This is a genomic window from Nitratiruptor sp. SB155-2 (assembly GCF_000010325.1).
Classification (GTDB): Bacteria; Campylobacterota; Campylobacteria; order Campylobacterales; family Nitratiruptoraceae; genus Nitratiruptor.
The window spans coordinates 122,139-141,302 of record NC_009662.1 but is presented as its reverse complement, the minus strand read 5'-3'; the positions used below and the strand labels follow the sequence as shown (position 1 = coordinate 141,302).

General features: G+C 39.6%; 19 protein-coding genes. 3 read left to right on the top strand and 16 right to left on the bottom strand.

Annotation, left to right across the window (positions count from 1 at the left end; translation table 11 throughout):
* Positions 1-70 precede the first annotated feature (70 nt).
* From NIS_RS00810 to NIS_RS00765, 10 genes are all read right to left on the bottom strand, one after another.
* Positions 71-1,189, bottom strand: coding sequence for a cytochrome d ubiquinol oxidase subunit II (locus NIS_RS00810; RefSeq protein ID WP_011979690.1), 1,119 nt, complete (start codon positions 1,187-1,189; stop codon positions 71-73).
* Positions 1,182-2,714, bottom strand: coding sequence for a cytochrome ubiquinol oxidase subunit I (locus tag NIS_RS00805; protein ID WP_011979689.1), 1,533 nt, complete (start codon positions 2,712-2,714; stop codon positions 1,182-1,184). The genes NIS_RS00810 and NIS_RS00805 overlap by 8 nt, the downstream gene beginning before the upstream one ends.
* Entirely contained in the window at positions 2,711-2,932 is a 222-nt protein-coding gene (locus NIS_RS00800; RefSeq protein ID WP_011979688.1) for a DUF4492 domain-containing protein, read from the bottom strand. The genes NIS_RS00805 and NIS_RS00800 overlap by 4 nt, the downstream gene beginning before the upstream one ends.
* A 3-nt stretch (positions 2,933-2,935) precedes the next feature.
* Entirely contained in the window at positions 2,936-4,105 is a 1,170-nt protein-coding gene (locus tag NIS_RS00795; protein WP_011979687.1) for an NAD(P)/FAD-dependent oxidoreductase, read from the bottom strand.
* Positions 4,106-4,114: 9 nt separating this feature from the next.
* Positions 4,115-4,336 (bottom strand): hypothetical protein, encoded by a 222-nt coding sequence (locus tag NIS_RS00790; protein WP_148164053.1) that lies wholly within the window; start codon positions 4,334-4,336, stop codon positions 4,115-4,117.
* Between the two features lie 6 nt (positions 4,337-4,342).
* A complete protein-coding gene (locus NIS_RS00785) occupies positions 4,343-4,696 on the bottom strand; it encodes a NifB/NifX family molybdenum-iron cluster-binding protein (protein WP_011979686.1) in 354 nt (117 codons plus the stop codon).
* Between the two features lie 39 nt (positions 4,697-4,735).
* The gene (gene ccoG, locus NIS_RS00780) at positions 4,736-6,169 is read right to left on the bottom strand and encodes a cytochrome c oxidase accessory protein CcoG (protein WP_011979685.1); all 1,434 of its coding nucleotides are present in this window, start codon (positions 6,167-6,169) and stop codon (positions 4,736-4,738) included.
* A gap of 3 nt (positions 6,170-6,172) precedes the next feature.
* The gene (locus tag NIS_RS00775) at positions 6,173-6,796 is read right to left on the bottom strand and encodes a recombinase family protein (protein ID WP_011979684.1); all 624 of its coding nucleotides are present in this window, start codon (positions 6,794-6,796) and stop codon (positions 6,173-6,175) included.
* 177 nt (positions 6,797-6,973) lie between these two features.
* Positions 6,974-7,993, bottom strand: coding sequence for an aldo/keto reductase (locus NIS_RS00770; RefSeq protein ID WP_011979683.1), 1,020 nt, complete (start codon positions 7,991-7,993; stop codon positions 6,974-6,976).
* Positions 7,994-8,049: 56 nt separating this feature from the next.
* On the bottom strand, positions 8,050-9,075 hold the full coding sequence (locus tag NIS_RS00765) for a cytochrome-c peroxidase (RefSeq protein WP_011979682.1): 1,026 nt from the start codon (positions 9,073-9,075) through the stop codon (positions 8,050-8,052).
* Positions 9,076-9,189: 114 nt separating this feature from the next.
* On the opposite strand from NIS_RS00765, the gene NIS_RS00760 reads away from it, so the two are divergent.
* From NIS_RS00760 to rpsU, 3 genes are read left to right on the top strand one after another with little or no spacing between them, the layout of a single operon-like run.
* Positions 9,190-9,489, top strand: a complete 300-nt coding sequence (locus tag NIS_RS00760; protein ID WP_011979681.1) for a type VII toxin-antitoxin system MntA family adenylyltransferase antitoxin — start codon at positions 9,190-9,192, stop codon at positions 9,487-9,489.
* Positions 9,476-9,859 (top strand): HI0074 family nucleotidyltransferase substrate-binding subunit, encoded by a 384-nt coding sequence (locus tag NIS_RS00755; RefSeq protein WP_011979680.1) that lies wholly within the window; start codon positions 9,476-9,478, stop codon positions 9,857-9,859. Before NIS_RS00760 ends, NIS_RS00755 begins: the two co-directional genes overlap by 14 nt.
* 51 nt (positions 9,860-9,910) lie before the next feature.
* Positions 9,911-10,123: a 30S ribosomal protein S21 gene (gene rpsU, locus NIS_RS00750; RefSeq protein WP_011979679.1), complete on the top strand. Its 213-nt coding sequence runs from the start codon at positions 9,911-9,913 to the stop codon at positions 10,121-10,123.
* A 29-nt stretch (positions 10,124-10,152) separates the two neighbouring features.
* On the opposite strand, the gene NIS_RS00745 is transcribed toward rpsU, so the two are convergent.
* The 6 genes from NIS_RS00745 to NIS_RS00720 all read right to left on the bottom strand — a co-directional run bounded on the left by NIS_RS00745 (position 10,153) and on the right by NIS_RS00720 (position 19,160).
* Positions 10,153-10,611 (bottom strand): YaiI/YqxD family protein, encoded by a 459-nt coding sequence (locus NIS_RS00745; RefSeq protein ID WP_011979678.1) that lies wholly within the window; start codon positions 10,609-10,611, stop codon positions 10,153-10,155.
* A gap of 92 nt (positions 10,612-10,703) precedes the next feature.
* Positions 10,704-10,958: a hypothetical protein gene (locus NIS_RS00740; RefSeq protein ID WP_041353946.1), complete on the bottom strand. Its 255-nt coding sequence runs from the start codon at positions 10,956-10,958 to the stop codon at positions 10,704-10,706.
* A 138-nt stretch (positions 10,959-11,096) separates the two neighbouring features.
* Positions 11,097-14,261: an EAL domain-containing protein gene (locus tag NIS_RS09905; RefSeq protein WP_011979677.1), complete on the bottom strand. Its 3,165-nt coding sequence runs from the start codon at positions 14,259-14,261 to the stop codon at positions 11,097-11,099.
* Between the two features lie 92 nt (positions 14,262-14,353).
* A complete protein-coding gene (locus NIS_RS09900; protein ID WP_011979676.1) occupies positions 14,354-16,222 on the bottom strand; it encodes a sensor domain-containing diguanylate cyclase in 1,869 nt (622 codons plus the stop codon).
* A 141-nt stretch (positions 16,223-16,363) separates the two neighbouring features.
* A complete protein-coding gene (locus tag NIS_RS00725; protein WP_011979675.1) occupies positions 16,364-16,744 on the bottom strand; it encodes a DUF302 domain-containing protein in 381 nt (126 codons plus the stop codon).
* Positions 16,745-16,814: 70 nt separating this feature from the next.
* Positions 16,815-19,160 (bottom strand): cytochrome c, encoded by a 2,346-nt coding sequence (locus NIS_RS00720; protein ID WP_011979674.1) that lies wholly within the window; start codon positions 19,158-19,160, stop codon positions 16,815-16,817.
* Between the last annotated feature and the right edge of the window lie 4 nt (positions 19,161-19,164).

The window sequence follows — 19,164 nt, the reverse complement described above, 5'->3', positions numbered from 1 at the left end:
ATTTATATGCCAGCCAAATCACAAGAGGCCAGCTTGCATACCAAAATAGAGCTTCACCCATCTTTTCTCCTTAATAACTCATAACATCATTTTCTACTTCATCTTCGCTTAACGGCTTACTATCCATAAGTCTCCATACATAGGCAATATATCCCACAACAAATGGCACCATCAAAGAGACATAACTCATCGTAATGAGGGTCACTCTACTACCCGAACTATTTTCAATGGTAAGTGAACTGCCAATATCGGCAATACTTGGATAGTAGGCTGTATGGTTGTATCCTAAAACAAGGAGAAGTGAAAGTCCTACTAATGTAATGGCAGTTGAGCTGAACCAAAATGCTTTTTTGACTCCTTTTAAAGCCATCACGACTGCTCCCAGGAGCAATCCGACACCAACCACAAAAGCGCCCAATACAAATGGCATCTCAAGAAAGTTATTGAGATATTTATGTGCTACTACAAAAAATTTGTTTTGTTCGTATCCCACACCACTCATACTCAAAATCCATCCGGCTACCGCTAAAAACAGAACCAAAAATATCGCAAAATCTGTTTTTATTGCCTTTTTTGCTTTTTCTACAAGTTCAGGATCATCCAAAATAAACATGAAATAGAGATTGGCATTGAGACGGGCAAGGAAAACCATCATAAGTCCAAAGAGGATATTAAAAGGATTTCCCAAAGCCTCCAATCCTCTCATGCTTCCTAGCCATGTCATATGTTTCATATCATCCAGTTTGAAAGCGGCTCCTGTAAACAAAGATGCCAATGCCACACCAATTAAGAATATACCGACTGTTCCATTGAGAAATAAAAAGAGCTCGTACACTTTTTGTCCGAAAAAGTTGTTTGGCTTTTTTCTATACTCGTATGCTACCGCCTGAATGATAAAACTGAACAAAATCGCCATCCAAAGCCCATAGGCGCCACCAAAACTCACTGCATAAAAGAGTGGAAATGCAGCAAACAAGGCTCCACCAAAAAGAACCAATGTTGTAAAGGTTAGCTCCCACTTCCGCCCCAAAGCATTGACGATTAGATCTTTTTGTTCCTCATTGCCAGCAAGACCAAGCTTTGTCTGGCCACCTTGAACAAAAGTGAGAAAGAGAAAAAGACCTCCAAGGAGCGAAACGATAAACCACCAGTACTCTTGCAAGGTGTAGGTACTCATATTCTCAAACATTTTCGCCCCCTTTGAGTCTGATCTGCGTAGCCATAATTTTCACTTCTGCAATAAGTAGAAATGTAAACAAAATTGCAAAAAGCCAAAATGTTATCATCACCGAAGCAGTAGAGATATGGGTTGTTGCCATCTTCACTGGTAAGAGATCCTGTACGGCCCAAGGCTGCCTTCCGACTTCTGCCACTATCCATCCAAGCTCATTCGCCAAAAATCCAAGAGGCAAGGAGTAAAAAGCCAGCTTGAGCCATGTTCTGGTTTTTGTTAAAGTACCTGTCATCGCTTTATAGAGCATTACGATCATAAGAACAAAAAACCAGATGCCAAGCCCGACCATTGTGTGAAAACTGTAAAATGTAAGCTGCACCGGTGGTACAATTTCCTCAGGCATATCCAAAAAGCCATACCCCATATACTTTTCATATTGTCTAAATTGAGCCAATGCACTACTAGCTTTTTGGATATCACCTTGCTTTTTCGCCTCTTCAAAAGATTTCAAAGCAGCGACCGCTTTTTTTCCCTTTTCTATCTTGCTTGCAGCCGATTCGATTCCGTGCTCTTTGTTTCCATACACAAGATCATTCATACCTGCGACATAGGCATCCAGTTTGTGGTATCCAAGAATTGAAAGTGCTTTTGGAATGGAGATTTGAAATAAGAAATCCTCTTGATTGTCCCCCAGTTTTTTATCGGGATTCAAAATACCGAAAGCGACAATCTCAGCACCTTTTTTTCCTTGATAAAGCCCTTCCATGGCAGCAAGCTTGACCGGTTGGTTTTGAGCAACCGTATAGGCTGAGTTGTCACCTGTTAAAATGTTATAAGTTGAAGTAATCAGACCAAAACTGGCAGCCACCAAAATAGATCGTTTTGCAAAATCTTTCATCTTTTCATTTTTTAGTAAAAACCAAGCGCTTATGGCAACTACAAAGATTGCGGAAGTGATATAGCCAGCACTGATTGTATGCAAAAATTTATTGTATGCGTTAGGATTGAAAATCACTTCCCAAAAGTTGACCATTTCACTTCTGGCAGTTTCGGGGTTAAACTGCATACCAACAGGATGTTGCATCCATCCGTTGGCCACCAAAATCCAAAGGGCCGAGAGATTTGATCCGATGGCTACAAGCCAAGTGGAGAGAAGATGAAACTTTTTGCTCACTCGATTCCAACCAAAAAACATGACGGCAAAAAAGGTAGATTCCAAGAAGAAAGCCATTATCCCTTCAATTGCCAAAGGCGCCCCAAAGATATCACCAACAAACCAGCTATAATTTGCCCAGTTGGTTCCAAACTCAAACTCCATAATAATTCCGGTAGCAAGCCCAATGGCAAAGTTTATCCCAAAGAGCTTCATCCAAAAGAGTGTCGCCTCTTTCCATTTTGTATCTCCTGTGGTGACGTAGAGTGTCTCCATTATCGCTACGATAAATGAGAGGCCCAACGTCAGCGGAACAAACAAAAAGTGATAGATTGCAGTCAGAGCAAATTGGGCTCTGCTCCAATCAACGAGTGTTGGATCAATCATTTTTCCCCTCCCAAGAGATTTTTCATAACATAGTCTGCTCTTTCCTTATCCGAATGAAACTTCTCTTGCAGGATATCAGGAAAAAAGAGCATCTTGATTACCACAAAAAAAATAAATAACTTTATTGCGATAATGAGCCACAGCTTTCTACCAAGCTTGCTCATATTTCGAAAGCCGTAAATATAAAAATTTATTATAGGTGAAAGTTTTGTAAACATTTCTTAAAGTCCCGGAAGCCTTGGAATCTTTTCCAGTTTAGAGTTTCGACAGTACCATCCCCATCCTTTTTTGAGCCAGTGTCCCACGACAGGCATAGGCAACATAAATCCTCTCTTGTCATCACGGTAGACAAAGGCCGCTCCGTCGCCACTGTCCATAACGCAGATGATATTGAGATGCTCGATATAGCTCTCCTTTTTCCCAACTTTCACACCTGCATCAATTGCAATATTGTTTGCTGTATTTCGCGCCATCACTTCGGCGATATGTCCCTGCTTTGCTCTCCACTGTGGTCCTTGGATATAAGCGCTGTCACCTATGGCGTAAACTCCTGGCTTATCTTTAACTTCACAATACTCATCCACTAAAATAAAACCGGCTTCACTAAGAGGCAGATCCGATTCTTGAAAGACAGGGTGACCGGCATTTGCAGGTATGAACATCGTATAGTCACTCTCTAAAAAGCTATCATCTTCAAAAACGATGCCATCTTGCTCGAACCGTTTGATTTTCTTCCCAAAATGTTTTTTGATACCCAGTTTATTGAAGAAAACATCCATCATTTTCAATGCTTGTGGGCCAAGTCTTTTCCCGGGTTCTGCCATTGTCGCAAAAAAGGTGAGCTCAAACTTGTCTCGAAGACCCTTTTTCTTGAGGTAGTTATGCACATTGAAGATCATCTCAAATGCTGGTCCCCCACGCACGGCAGAACTATCTTTTGGATTGCCTCCAAATCCCATGGCAATTTTTCCATGACCCTTTTCGGTTATCAAAAGATCGAGTCTGTCTCGCATCCGGATTGCATCTTGGGGCTCCCCGCAGATACTCATATAATGTTCACTTCCTTCATGCTTGACTTTCCCGGCACCCATAGCGATAACCAAAAAATTGCCGCTATATTCACCCTTTTTGCCATAGGCTTTTCTGTTTTTTGCATCAATTTTTTCTATAGTGTCTTGAATATATGTAAAACCATGGACATTGCTCAAATCACTCATAGGAATACATACATCTGCAAATTCAGCCTCATACACAGGTACCCAAATCGAAGTTGGATAGATATACATGTAAGGTCTAGGCGAAATGAGATCAACTTCAAATCCCTCTTTTCTCAAAAATATTGCCGCCTCGACTCCAGCAAATCCTCCTCCAAGCACAACAACCTTTTTCATTTTTCACTCCTAATAGTGCATGATTTTCTGCTCCCGTGGAACATTGATCTCTTTTTCACCGACATCTTTAAAGTAGTACTTCGCCATCGCATAAAATACGCCAAGAACAAGTCCCGTGATAATCACCCAAAGTATCGCTTTTCTCTTCTCTTCCGGAGCTTTCTTGCCATAATCATCCAATTTTTGCAGTGTTGGCTCACCAAACTCATTAAATCCCTCTTTGCCCATCATACCTCCTCAATGTTTATGCCGTGCAAATTTCTCAATCGAGTCAAATGTGATCTTTTCACATCTGTTTTGGTTGAAACACTGCATCGCTTCATCTATGGTAATTCGACTATCTCCCGGATAATATACATCTACATCCATTTTTTGTAACAGTGTAAAAGGCTTGAGTCCAATATGTTGTGTGATCACCACATCTATCCCTTCATCCAAAAGCCATTCCACTACCTGTACTCCTCCATCGTGCGGATTCTGTTTGATCGTGATATTTCCATTTTCAATAAATGCAAACCATTTGGCATGGCCAAACAGTGGCGAAATCGCTGAATCTTTTTTATTCATTTTTACCGGTATTGCTACTTTCATCCACCCCTCCTATGTAGCAGCAACAGGGGAGAACATCCCCTATTTTTTCAGATGTTTTTGATAGATATCCCAACGCGGGAAGACGAAGATGGTGTTTCTGTACACTGCGATCTTTTTTGGATCATCCACCGCATAGGCTTTGATCTTGATTGGGATCGGTGTATCTTTTTTGCTGTTTTTCACCAATACTTTGTCTGTATAGAGCACCACAACCTTTTTCACTTTTTTGCCAGGAATGACAGTAAACGGTTTTCGTGGCCGCTCGATCTTGATATCTTTGTTGTTGACTACTTCGAAGTAGTATTTATGTTTTTGTCGCTCTGTGTTTTGGAACAAGAAGACGTAAGTGTTTTTCACTTTGCCGTCTGGTTCTATTTTATAGAGCTGGCTTGTCCTGTTGATGTTAAGAAGCATATGCTCTTTTTTGCTTCCCATCCAGAACAGAGCCACGAATGCGATGGTGAGCATCACGATGTAGGCGATGATTCGAAATCGAAAGACTCGGGTTGGTTTACCACTCTCTAGTGCGTAGTAGCTTGTCCAGCGTACCAGGCTCTCTTTTCCAAGTGCCCCCATCACTTTCGTACAGGCGTCTGCGCACTCCAAGCAGTTGATGCACTCTAGCTGCATCCCTTTTCGGATATCGATATGGGTAGGACACACTTTGACGCAAGATTCACACAAGGTACACTCTGCATCCTCTTTTTGGGATTTGAGCTCTTTTTTGTTGTGCACGATCAGGTTACCATGTTCATCGTAGATTCTTCCGCCCCGTTTATAGTCATACACTGTCTGGAAGGTATCTTCATCGTACAGCACAGACTGTACTCTTGCGTATGGACAGATGTAGATACAAAAATTCTCTTTGATGAACACCACGTCCGCGATCAAGAATAGAGCGATCCCTACCCAAAATCCCATCAAGATCGTATGGTTGGCCGGATCTTGGATATATCTGATGAAGTCTTCCGGTGGAACGAAGTACCACAGAAAATCTGCCGCCGCGATGAATGCGAGAACGGACCAGATGAGAATCGCGATCACTTTTTTGACTTTATTCTCCGGTTTACTCATATCCGGTTCGATCTGTTTATTGCTGATCCGTTTTCTCAAGTGCAGCAGTTTCGTTTCGATCAGATCTCTATAGATCACTCTGAAAATAGTCTGTGGACAGCTCCATCCGCACCATACCCGACCACCAAGGGTGGTGATGAAAAAGATCCCGAAAAACAGAATCCATAGCAAAAACGGCATTAGGTACAGTTCTTGCATATCGAACCGTACGAAAAAAAGATGCAGCTGCATATGATCGAAGTTCAATAGAAAAAAGTGGTTCCCGTTTATTCGTATCCAGGGCAGCACCAAGCTTACGATCGTAACAATCGCAAACATCACGTACCGCTTGTACCTGTATGGTACCCAGTTCTTCAGGTACTCTTTGGCTCGATTGGGTTTCGCTGTTGCTGTTGCCATTATTTATCCTTTATGATTGATTTTGCATGTAGTTTTTGGAATTGTAGGACTTGGACTTTTCCCCAAAACAACTTTGTCCAACTCTCTGCTTGTAATATAGTCTCGAATAGAGCTCCGGCTTACTCCCAAACTCTTTGCTATAAAACTCACACTTTTCCCCTCCTTTAACATCTCAATGATTTCATCTCTATAAACATCATATTTAGATCTTGAAATACTTCCTTTTGGCCTACCTTTATGAATAGGTTCATTTCTGTTTTCCTCTCTCAGTTGATTTAAAAGTGATACTACAACATAAGCTGGTGTGTTTTTATCGATTGTGACAGCATATTTCGTCACCGTCAATTTCAATTCATGACTAAATATGCAGTTGAGAAATTGCACCACTTCCCCCACCCTTTGAGAAATCACACGAAGATCATAAACAAGAATATGATCTCCCTTTTTTAAAGAGTGTATAAACTCTTTGAGATCCAAACGCTCATCCAGTTTGAGAGAAACCGGTGCGATCTCTATATATTCGGCATACTCATCTATATTGTGAGTGTGCAAATAGTCATGAATGGACTTTTCTTGCATTGCAACAGAGTATCGATCATTTTTAGAACGCATATAGAGATAATTCATTCCTGTTTATCCATGTTGATTAATTTATATTTTTGATTAATTTTGGTTATTATAAAACTATTGGCGGTAAAAGTCAAGGTTTTTTCTTACTTTTTTCGTCAAATCACTATCTCAATGTAGATTACCATGGTTGCCATGAGATACGTTTTCATTTGATACTATAAGAAGTTGTTACTGCTATCCCATCGGATAGCAGTATTTTTTCTGCAAAGCAGTGAGCTCTTTGAGGATTTGTCGTGGAAGTTTTAGATCCATTGCAGCGAGGCTTACGTCGAGTTGATCAAGTTTTCTGGCCCCTATAATGGTAGAAGCTACAAAATCGAAGTGTTTACTGTACGCAACGGCTAACGTAACGGGGTGGATATCATACTTTTTTGCTATTTCAAGATATTCAGCGGTAAAGGCAAGGGTTTTATCATTGAAAAACCGTTTGGCATGTTCACGTACCCTTTTGACAGGATGCTTGAGGTAGAGGGAAAATCTTGCATCTTCTGGGATAAATTTTTGGTTGTATTTCCCGCTTAAAACTCCTCCGCCTATTGGTGAATAGGGCAGTAGACTCACTTTTTCACGCCTACAAACATTTTCCAGTTCATCGAAAAATCGCGGATTCAAAAGGCTAAAATTGTTCTGAATCGATTCAAATCGCGCAAGACCTTCATACCTTGCCACCATATTGGCTTTCGTAAGGCCGTAGGCAGTGTCATTGGAAGTTCCAATGTAGCGGACTTTCCCCTCTTTGACGAGTTCATCGAAAGCCTTCATTGTCTCTTCTATCGGAACCACCGTATCTGGCCAGTGCATCTGATACAGATCGATATAATCGGTTCGGAGCCTTTTTAAAGATCCTTCAATTGCCCTTTTTATATGAAATCGATCCATTGCGGTTAGTCCGTGGCGAATAGGCGGTACAAACCAACCACTGGCAGCCCCTGCCACTTTTGTAGCAAGGATAATGGAGTCTCTGGGTTTTGTTTTCAGCCACTCTCCTACGATTTTTTCCGTCTCGCCTGCCCATTTGCTATCAGGTGGTACCGGATAGAGTTCTGCAGTATCATAGAAGTTGATACCAAAATCATACGCTTTATCTAAAATCTTGAAAGCTTCCTCTTTGGACGTAGTAGAGCCAAAGGTCATAGTACCAAGACAGATAGAGGTGACTCTCAGACCAGATTGTCCAATGTATCGGTATTCCATGGGGTTCCTTTTTGCTTTATTGTAGCAAAAAGGTTTCGGGGCAAAGCCCCTAGAAGTTAATCAAGATTTGGTTTCGGTGTAGTTGCACTGCTTTGTGGAAGCATAGGAAGGCGAACGTATGGTTTTTTACCGGTGAGTGATTTGAAAAATGTTGCGATTGCATCGATCTGTTTTTTAGTAAGTTTCTTGCCAAGTTGTGTTTCTCCCATAATCGCAATCGCTTCTTTTATATCATAAGTTGTACCATTATGAAAATATGGAGCGGTTTCAAGAATATTTCTAAGGGTCGGAACTTTTACCATTCCATTCTTATCACCTTTGAAATCGCCTATATTTGCATATTTATATTTGCCAACTGCCGGGAATGGTGCCATACCGCCACCAAGTCCTACACCGTTGTGACAACTTGCACATCCCACTTCTATAAATGTTTTAAGACCCTCTTTTTCAGCCTTGCTCAAAGCTTTTTCATCCCCATTAAGATATGCATCGAATCTGCTTGGGGTAACGAGCGTTCTTTCAAATGCACCGATCGCTTTTCCTATAGTTTTGATCGTTATCTCTTCTCCAGGATAAACTTTTTCAAATGCTTTCTTATATTCCGGAATGCTTTTGACAACTTTTACAGCCAAATCTTTTGGCATATTCATCTCCACATCCGCTTGAATCGGACCAGTCGCTTGATCCTCTAGATCTGGGCTTCTGCCATCCCAAAACTGCTTTTGGTTAAAGACAGCGTTATAGACTGTCGGAGAGTTGAGATGATGTGGATTGTGTCGCCATTTATGTCCTGTCGCTACCGGTACATTGTCATCTCCGCCAGTGGAAAGATTATGACATGTATTACAGCTGATAAGACCACTTCGAGAAAGGCGTGGGTCGAAATAGAGCTTTTTACCAAGCTCAACTTTTTCTTTTGTGATAGGGTTTTTAGGGTTGTCGATAAGTTTATAAAGTTTGCTCACTTCTTGTGGAATTGGCTGAAGTCCTGCCTGCTTCGCTTTTTCAATAAGAGCATCTTTTGCAAATGCACTCATACCGATCAAAGCGGTAGCCAAAACGATACTTTTTGCTATTTTCATAGCACCTCCTTTAATTATTTTTCACAATTGTATCACTATTAATATTAAGTTTTTATTAATAATTTTTTTCCTTTTAAGCTGTATGATATAATTTTTTGAAGAAAGGCTTTAACAGTGAAAAAGCATATAAATCCACAAAAAAGAATCGAAGAAATTGTCAACTATCTCAAGACATATAATCCAAAAAAGATCATACTCTTTGGTTCACATGCAAAAGGATATGCTACAAAATATTCTGATATCGATATTGCTCTAGAGATACCTCTCGATTTTCGATCAAAAAGAAAACTAAAAGAAGAAGTTGACAGACTAAGCGGACTTCTTAGTGTGGATATTGTTTTTTTCAATGAAGCAGATAAAAATTTCAAAAAACAGATAGAAAAAGAGGGAAAAGTTCTTTATGAAAAAGAGTGATGTTCTTGTAAAGATTAAAAATTTTGAGATGGCCAGACAGAGGCTCCAAGAAGCTGTCGATATCGCTCAGGATGAACTGGATAAAGACGGCGTTTTGCAGCGCTTTGAATTTACTGTAGAGATGCTATGGAAAGCTTTAAAAGCTGTTCTTACATATCAAGGTATCGAGTGTTTTTCACCAAGAAGCTGTATCAAAGAGGCTTACAAAGCACATATCATTGATGACGATGAAATAGTTCTTGATATGTTGGAAGATAGAAATCTTAGCTCACACATTTACGATCAAAAAAGAAGCGAGGAGATATTTGAAAGGATTAAAAAGATCTATCTTTTGTATCTTAAAAATTTAGAGCTCAAAAAGTGGATATAGTTTTATGCTATAATTCTGTTCAATCTTAAACCGAAAGGGGGTGATGTCAGTATGCCTGGCATCCTCGTGAGACCTGACCAGTCGTTTGAGGAAGCGTACCGCCTTTTCAAAAAACAAGTTGACAGAAACTTGATCGTCACAGAAGCTCGTGCTCGAAGATTTTACGAAAAGCCGACGGAAAGACGAAAAAAAGAGAAGATTGCGGCACGCAAAAAAATGCTCAAACGACTCTATATGCTCAGACGATACGAATCTCGTCTGTAACATTTCGGCCCTTGGGCCGGAATATACTGCTACTTTTTTCTTTTCTCCAAACGTTGCAAAAAAGCGCTCAGTTGATTGGCAAAAGCGTGCGCATCTTTTTGTGTAAAGGGTTTTGGACCATTTGTTATCTCTCCGCTTTCTCGAATAGACTCAAAAAGATTGCGCATCGCAAGGTAGTGTTTGATATTGTCTGAACTATATCGGGTACCTCTATGATCTATCGCATGCCCACCTGCTGTTATCACTCTATCGGCCAAAGGAATATCGGCAGTGATGACCAAATCTTCAGGTGACAGCAGTTCTATTATCATATCATCTGCCCTGTCGGCTCCTTGAGATACTATGATCATTTCGATACAGGGCGAATCGCCAATGTGGATTTTTTTATTGGCAATCACTTTTGTGGGGATCTTTAACCGTTCAACAGATCGTAAAAGAATAGGCTTTAAAATATTTGGCAGGGCATCTCCATCAATAAAAAGTGTCATTTTCTTATGCCTTATCGGTATATACTACTTGCACATCGTCATCTTCGTCAAATTTTTCGATAAACTCATTGACCCCATCCATCTATTCTTCACTAAACTACAAAGACACTACCGGAACTTTTTACTCTTTGCAAAAACGCTTTCGTAATTTCACTATCTTGATTTTCCAATGCTTTTTCAAACTCATACGGCGAGAGTATATGTACACTCGCCTGCATCATGTATGCAAGACTATCGAAAAAAGCCTTAAAAGATTGAGACAACCGAAAATCTTTCTTGACTTTTGGATAAAAGTAATTTTTATAGTCGTGACTCATAAGGGAGGAAGAGCAAGCTTTACTCAGCAAAACAACTACTTGTCTTTGCGTACTCGTAGATTTTAAGAAAAGCCAACGGAAAGACGAAAAAAAAGAAGATTGCGGCACGCAAAAAAATGCTCAGACGATACAAATCTCGTCTGTAACATTTCGGCACTTTGGCCGAAACTACGTAAAGTACTTCTCTATCACCTCATTTTCCCACATAGGTTTTGCGAAATAGAACCCTTGAATATAATCCACACCGAAATCTCGTAAAAGTTCATACTGCTCTTTTGTTTCCACCCCTTCGGCAATCGTTTTCATATGAAGTGCCTTGGCAATAGAAATAATTCCCTGAACAACCGCTTTGGCACGGGAACTATGGACCATTTTCCGAACAAAACTAATATCGATCTTCAATACATCAACTTCCAACTCTTCAAGGTATGAAAGGGATGAATAGCCAGTACCAAAGTCGTCTACACAAATCTCCAATGTATCGGACATTTTCAATAATTCAATTAGTTTTTTGGTAAATTGAATATCTTTCATAAAAAGGCGCTCTGTTATCTCTACTTTCATTGGCTTTTTCAGCATTTTCGTATACTGCTTTATCTTTATGGGAAATTCAGGGTTTTGGAATGTTCTTGCTGAAATATTGATGCTGATGGGAAGATTCCATTGATTGATTTTTTCCGCTACTTCTTGCAAAGCCCACGATTCAAACTCTTTAAGGTAGGTAGACTCTTCAAGGTAGTCGATAAAATCGTTTGGGTAATGTATGTTACCATGCACATCTTTTATCCGAACAAGCGCTTCAAATCCTGCCAATTTTTGTGTTTTTGCTTCAAAATAGGGCTGATAATGGAAAAGAAACTCTTTGTTTTCTATGGCTTGAGCTAAAAGTTGTTGCACTTGGAGCGAGTAGCGTACTCCTTTTTCAATATCTGGATTGAAAAAAATGATATTTTGATTTTCCTGTTTTGCTTTCTTTAATGCCAAGAAGGCATTCTCATAAAGCTCCGAAAAGCTTTTTGCATCGCTTGGGTAAAGAGCTATCCCTCCTCGAACGCTCAATTTGATCACATTCTCTTCTACGCGGAACGAGTGCCTAAAAATATTTTCGAGTTCAAATTTAATAACAAAAAGTTGTTTTTCTTGATGAATGTTCGGGAAAAAGAGGCTAAACTCGTCTCCTGCCGTCTTAGCGATAATAGTATCTTTACCAAAATGGACAAGCAGCATGGTTGCTATTCGCCTTAGGATCTCGTCTCCTGTGCTGATACCATATATCTTATTAAAATAGGAAAATCTATCGATATCGATAACTGCCAAAGCAGCATATTCACCTTGTTTAGTCTGTTCTAAAAGCTCTTCAACTTTGAATTTGAATCCATTAAAATTGTATAGATCTGTAATAACATCATGATATCGTATATGCTCAAGCTCTTGCGAAAGCTCTTTCTCTTTTGTAATATCCCGTCCAAGAGCTATAAAACGTTTTGAAGCTCCAGGGAGTACAATAGGTACTATTTTTTGATCAAGATAAAAGAGTTTTCCCCCTTTTGCCCGATTGACAAAAATGGCTTCAAACTCGTTTCCGGCGATGATTTCCGACCACAGTTTCTTATAAAAATGTACCGGTTGATACCCAGACTTAAATAGATTAGGATTTTTGCCCAAAATCTCATCTTTTGTATATCCAGATACTTTTTCAACAAACTCATTGACATAGATGATCTTTCCTTGTTCGTCAGCAACGAGGACCCACTCATCCGATTTTTCAAGAGCTTTTCTCAGCATATAGCTTTGTTGAATATGCTCGATCTTCTCCAAAGCAAATCCTAGATCATGTTCAAGCTCTTCTAGAAGTGTTTTATGCTCTTCGCTAAAAAAATAGGGCTGTGTCGCATAAAGATTGAGAATAGCTACAATTTTCCCATACTTTTTGATAGGAATGGCAGCTGAAGAGTGGAAATTGTGTCTTAACAGACTTTCACGCCACGGTTTCATCACTCTATTTTGTAATGTATTTTCATTGATTTGTATTTTTGCATTTCTAAAAGCCATTCCAGTCGGCCCTTTACCTAATGGGATCTTTTCATCAAACGAGATTTGAATCTCATCAAGATAGGAGAGATCTCCACACGCGTATCTTCTTTTGAAACTCTTGCTTTCTTGATCGGGAATAGCAATCCATGCGAGGGCAATATCCAGTTCTTGAATAACTGTTTGACATACTGTTTCAAACAACTCCTCTTCACTCATTACACTCGTGATCGCCCTGTTGATATTTCTCAAAGCTTTATATAATTGTTGATAGTGAACCTCTTTCGTAACATCGATTAAAAAAATGATTCCTGAAAATTCGTCTTGGTAGGTTATAGTATTTGAAAAAGCGATAACATAGCGAAAAGAGCCTGATTTGGTTTGAATTTTGAGATCCAAATAGTTCTGTGCAAAATATTCTCCTCTAAGACGTCTTTGCACTGTATTTTGTACATCATCCTTATACTGATCTTCTACAAAATCGGTTATATTGTACTTTTGAAGTTCTTCCAAAGAGTATCCTAAAAGATTTTGAATATAACGGTTTGCATAGACAATATGCTCTTGATAGACGATAACGCCGATAAAAGGGATATTGTAAACAGCTTTGGAAAGATCAAACAGCTCTCTAATTCGCAATAGAGGCTTTATTGGAAAGGTGGAGCGATAGCTTTCAAGAAATTCACTATCGGATACTTTTTGAAAATCTAAATCTTCGATCTTTTCCAATGCATTGGCAACCATATCGGCCACATCCTCTAAAGCCATGAAAAAATGCGAAAAATTCGTAGTACAATAACGATAAACCGGTACCTTATTTATATCTTCAATTGAATCATAAATATCTTGATAGATAATCCCTAGATCGGCTTCACCTCGTTTAACTTTTTCATAGATCTCTCGCTGAGAATGGACATATACTATTTTTGCTCTGAGGAGATCTATCTCTTCGAAATTGAGAATTGGCAAAATATGAGTCTCTAGATAGACCATAACCAAAAGGATTTCGTCATCTGATTTGCTATTTTTACTGCCAATGATGACAAAACGATCTTGTTCCTCTTTTCGTTTCCCAATAGGCCGATATCCTTGCTTATAAAGTTTATATGCTATGATTGGATTTGCATAATAGACATCAAACCGCTCTTTTTTGATACGTTGTCGCTCTTCTATGTAGTTTTCAAAATAGACCAACTGGACTGGTTGATGAAGAAAGGATGCAAATTTTTCATTTATTTTTTTCCATCTTTTCCGTATTAATTTCGTCTCGGTATCGTGGGGACAGACAGCGAACTTCAGCATTGCCTACCTTTTTGCATATTCATGAGATTGTAACAGGTTTTAAAGAATAGCATTCAAAAATGGTTATTATCAGGAAACTATATAAAAAAATATTACAGATTTTCACTGGATACTACTTGATTACGGCCATTTTGTTTGGCATGATACAAACATTTGTCACAGCGCATAAAAATGGAGTCATACGTATCATCGAAATTCACCTGCGTTACTCCGATACTCACTGTTACATTGTAACTACCAAGTTTCATTTGATCTTGTATCATTGTCCGAAGTTTTTGAGCTGCTTGCTTCGCTGCAACGAGATCGGTTTCGGGTAACAATGCTACAAACTCTTCACCGCCGATTCGAAACACTGTATCGGAGGATCTCAGAGTTTTACGCATGATTTTTGCTACTTCTTGAAGAACTTTATCCCCTGCTTTATGCCCATAGGTATCATTGATTTTTTTAAAATGATCTATGTCGATACAGAGCATCGAGAAAACGGTTTGGTATCGTTCAAAAAGACTCATCTGTTCTTCAAGCTTCATCTGGTACGCACTGCGGTTTGGTAAATTCGTTAGTACATCGGTCTGTGCAGCTTTTATCAAATTTTGCTCTCGTAAATAGACTGCTGTATAATCTTCACACGTTATCAAGAGTCTTTCTTGATCCGGTAAAAAGATAATGGAACTTTTGAGAATTTTAATTCTTCCATTCTTAGCCGTAAATTCGGCAATAAAATTTTCAACTTTCCCCTGCTCTACCGCACTCCTTAAAACCGTCTTGATCCGATCCTGAAATCTAGAGGTCACAAATTTAGTATATTTTTTTCCCAATATCTCTTCTTTTGTAAAACCTAAAATTTCCATCATCTTTTTATTGATTTTGATGATCTCTTTAGTATAAATATCTACAATGGCAAAACCCGCTTGGGCAAATTCAAAAAGCGCTTGAAACTCCATTGTTTGCATCGTCAATTTTTTGTTGATCTGCTTCTGTTTTTTATGGAGAGTCTCTATTTCTTCTAAAGAGGAAAAATGTGAGTCAAATATTTTTGTTAGCAGCCAAGCAATCGCAATCGTGAAAAAAAAGACTAGGGCCGATACAATTAAAATCTGTTTTACAAATTGCTCTTTTTGTCGTGTTAAATAGTCCCGATTGAGCTTGAACATCATATATAAAGAGTCGTTCAGATCAAGGTCAAACCTAGCAGTAACAAAAGAATCGCTTTTATAAATTCTATTTTGTAAAATTTTTTTGTAAAAATCTGGATATTGAGTAAAAATCGTATAGGCTATATTGTTGTATCTAGCCCAGTCGTAATCATGATTGTAATGAATAAGCGGATAGCCTTCATTATCGAAAAGTACTGTGTCATATAGTGGCATATGAAGCAATCGTTGCAAAAAAGTGTCGATCGAGATATCAATACTCAATAGCCCCTTTAACACACTCTTCTCATAGAGTGGAAGTGAAGCTGTAATGAAAGGTATGGTAGTGTTTGATTCATCTTTTTTTAAAAAGATAGAAGAAAACACCACTTTGTCATGCAATCGATTCGATGGATATACAAACTTTTTGTATGCTTTTTTAAAACTGATATAGTGATTTTTTTGTCTTTTGACTCCAATGACAAAATTGGCCTTTGGAACTTCCAGCTGTATACGAGATATTTGCGGATTAGCTCGCATCATTGTCATAAATAGATCTTCTAACTTTGGACTGATCTTTTTTTGATTGCATGTTTGTATGACAGTATGGGATTGTCTGAGTGCCTGTAACAGATCTTTTTGTTGATTGAGAAATGTGCGAAACACCTCTTCTCTTTCCTTCGCTTTTTGTATCGCATTCTCCAAAGCAGCCTTTTGTACACTCTTAGTAAGAAATCTATTTTCAACTACAATAAAAAGGAGCAGAATAACTGTTGCAAAAAGAAGTAGAAGAGAGAAAATTTTCCATTGCGTAGCACCTCGGCTCATATAACATCTTTTTCATTAAGCTATCTCTAATCAGTATAGGAAAAAAATATACAAAAGTCTCTTAAAGTAGACTATCGAACATAATATCTCTCAATACTTGGATAAAAGGTCTTTTCCTTTCAATGATGCCTTCTATTTGCTCTAGAAGCTGCTCATCAAACTACGCAAATTGCTAAAAATTTCATTCATATGCTTTTTCAATACTTCATCCGCTTGAACTGCTTCGAGTATATTTTCTATTCCTATCGTTGCCAAAACAGTCTCTTCATTCTCTTTATAGATAGAGAGTCTGCATGGCAAAAAGACCGATATTTCATTTATAGTCGTTAAAGCTTGAAACGCTGCTGGGGGATTACATAGCTCGTAGACTGTAATTTGGGTTTTTAGGTCATACCCTTTCTTTTTCAATATTTGCTGAAAATCATACGAACCCAATATACCAAATCCAAATGTTTTTGCTTTGTCTGGCAACTCTTCTTTTACCTTATCTATCAGCGTTTTTGTCGTTGTTTTATAAATCATAGGGATCCTTTGTATTGATTAGATGCACTATAACACAGATTTGTGCATTTTCTGTGTAACATAACCATCATTAGGATTTTTTGTTTCTTCTAACAAGCCAGTACAATACTCCCAATACCAATAAAATTCCCCCAACGATTTGAACCCAGGCACTAAGCAGCAAGTTTTTATGCAAAATGGTTTTGTGCATATCGTTATCTATCTTTACATTTGCCGCTTGTGCCACATGCACCATTAAACTGACTGCCAAGTCTCGATCTGGCATCGTTTTGTGGCAGCTTATACAGACTCCTCTGCGATCGAGCTTGTCAAGCTCTTTTTGGTTGAGAGCTCTGGACAGGCTCCAGTGATGTCCAACGGTTACAAGCTGCGTTGCATTCTCATCGATGATACGGCTCCAATCAAAGGTAAGCCCATCGACTCCCGGTTTTTGGATGGTTATCTTTTTAGGTATCACTTTCCCATCGGCTGTCATAAGATCAATTATCAACGTATCTCCGGGGCTTGCAACAAGCTTTCCTCCTCCTATGCCGTATCCCATCGTTTTTGGATTGTTGTGACAACTCTCACAGCTTCTTGCCTCTTTTTGTACCGTATGGGAATGTACGGGGGCCATATCGATAGCTAAAACATCTTTGCCGTTATCGGTTCCGGTAAAGATATGGTTTTGTACTATCGCTTTGCCATCTTTTCCTATAACCGTAACCGTTGTTTGGCATCCAGGAATCGCCGGGGCGATTCGCCCCTCTCCATTTTGTACCAAAATAGGATCTTCCCATCTTAGATAGCTTCTGGTTTCTGTTACCTGTCCAGCGATCAGGTGCTCTTTGAGGGTTTTTCTTTTTGCTGCATCGGTTCCGTGGATATCGTGATCGTGTGCGACTGCCAACCAATCTACATGCTTTTTGCCCTTGGAGTAATCCACCTTCACATGGCATCCGTAGCACTGCGGCGCCCAGGTGTCGTGGCAGGCATAACACTCCATCTTCTCAAGATGTTTTCCAATCTGTCCCATAGCAACTTCACCCGCTTGTGAGAGTTTATGCTCTTTGGCAAGCTTTTTCAGTGGTGTAAGCCTCAAATCTTTCCCACTTGCCAGATGCACAATCACCTCATCACCGACTTTGACCACATTTGGCAAAGGATTACCCCTCGCACTGAGCAGATACCCATCTTTTGGATCGTAATATGTTCCTTTTTTCAAATACTCTGCAAGAGTCTTTGTTACACCTCTTGGTTTATTGGGAAGCTTTCTTCCAAACTCTTCCGAATAGCCCAAAGGAAGCTCCCAGGGATATCGTTTGACTGTTCCGTGGCAGTCTTGACACTCGATCTCCACAGGCCCCAGTGTGGATCCTGCAATCGCTCCATCCCCGTGTACGTCGATACTGGTATGACAATCCTGGCACAACATCCCTTTTTTATAGTGTACATCTTCACTCATATGCAGATAGTGTTTTGTATGGAGTTTTGGCTGAGGATTGCCATGCTTATCGTAAGTTGGGTTGTATGCAGTCTCCATAAGGCCTTGATAGCTCACCCCTATCCGTTTTCCTCTGTTGTGACAGGTAGTGCAGGTCTCTACCGGAATACCACTATATGTGACTCCATGAATATGTACTTTTGCTTCACGGCTCGATTGGATCTGATGGGTTAGCAGATGTCCCGGCTCGTTTTTGGGAATCGTGGGATCGCCTCCTTCATAAAATCCGTCATTGGAATATGGAATATGACAGCTGCTGCACCCCATTCCTCGAAAATCGCCTCTTCTGCTTCTGCCTTTGCTTGCCGTATGGCACCTGAGACACTCTTGGCGAAGATAGGTGATGGCTGCTAGTTTCGGATCTTTTTGTACTTCCTCTGCTGTTGGTGCCGGAGGCAATTCAATCGTCTTTTTTACAAAAACCTGGGGCTCTTTTTGTGTAAGCTGCTGCATATAGTTTTGATAGGCGGTTGTTCCAAACCGTTTGTGCAAATTAGTGAGATTATAGTTTGCGTACTTGTGTTCCCGTATATTCCATCCAAATCCCCAAAGAGCTCCTTGAATCTTACCTTGCTCCGTATTCATCAAGTTGTTCATCTGCGAGGCAACCTGCTTTTTGTGACACATCCCGCATGTATTTTTATTGATCCACGCACTTCCGGGATCTGGATAGAACTCTTTTGGACCCTCATGTTCCAAAAAGTAAGCGATAGTTCCATTGTGGGCTTCTTCTTTGGTAGTAGCTTTTGGATTGCCTCCATGGCAGACGATACAGCTGTTATCGGTAAATCCGGCTTCTTCCGCCTTTTTGGCAATCGCCTTTGCCATACCGCTATGAGGATCACGGATATTTTCTATACCTTTGTGACACTCCAGACAGTTATTTGCCCATATAACTAGGCTGAAAAGAGAGATGATCAAAAGTTTTTTCATAAAA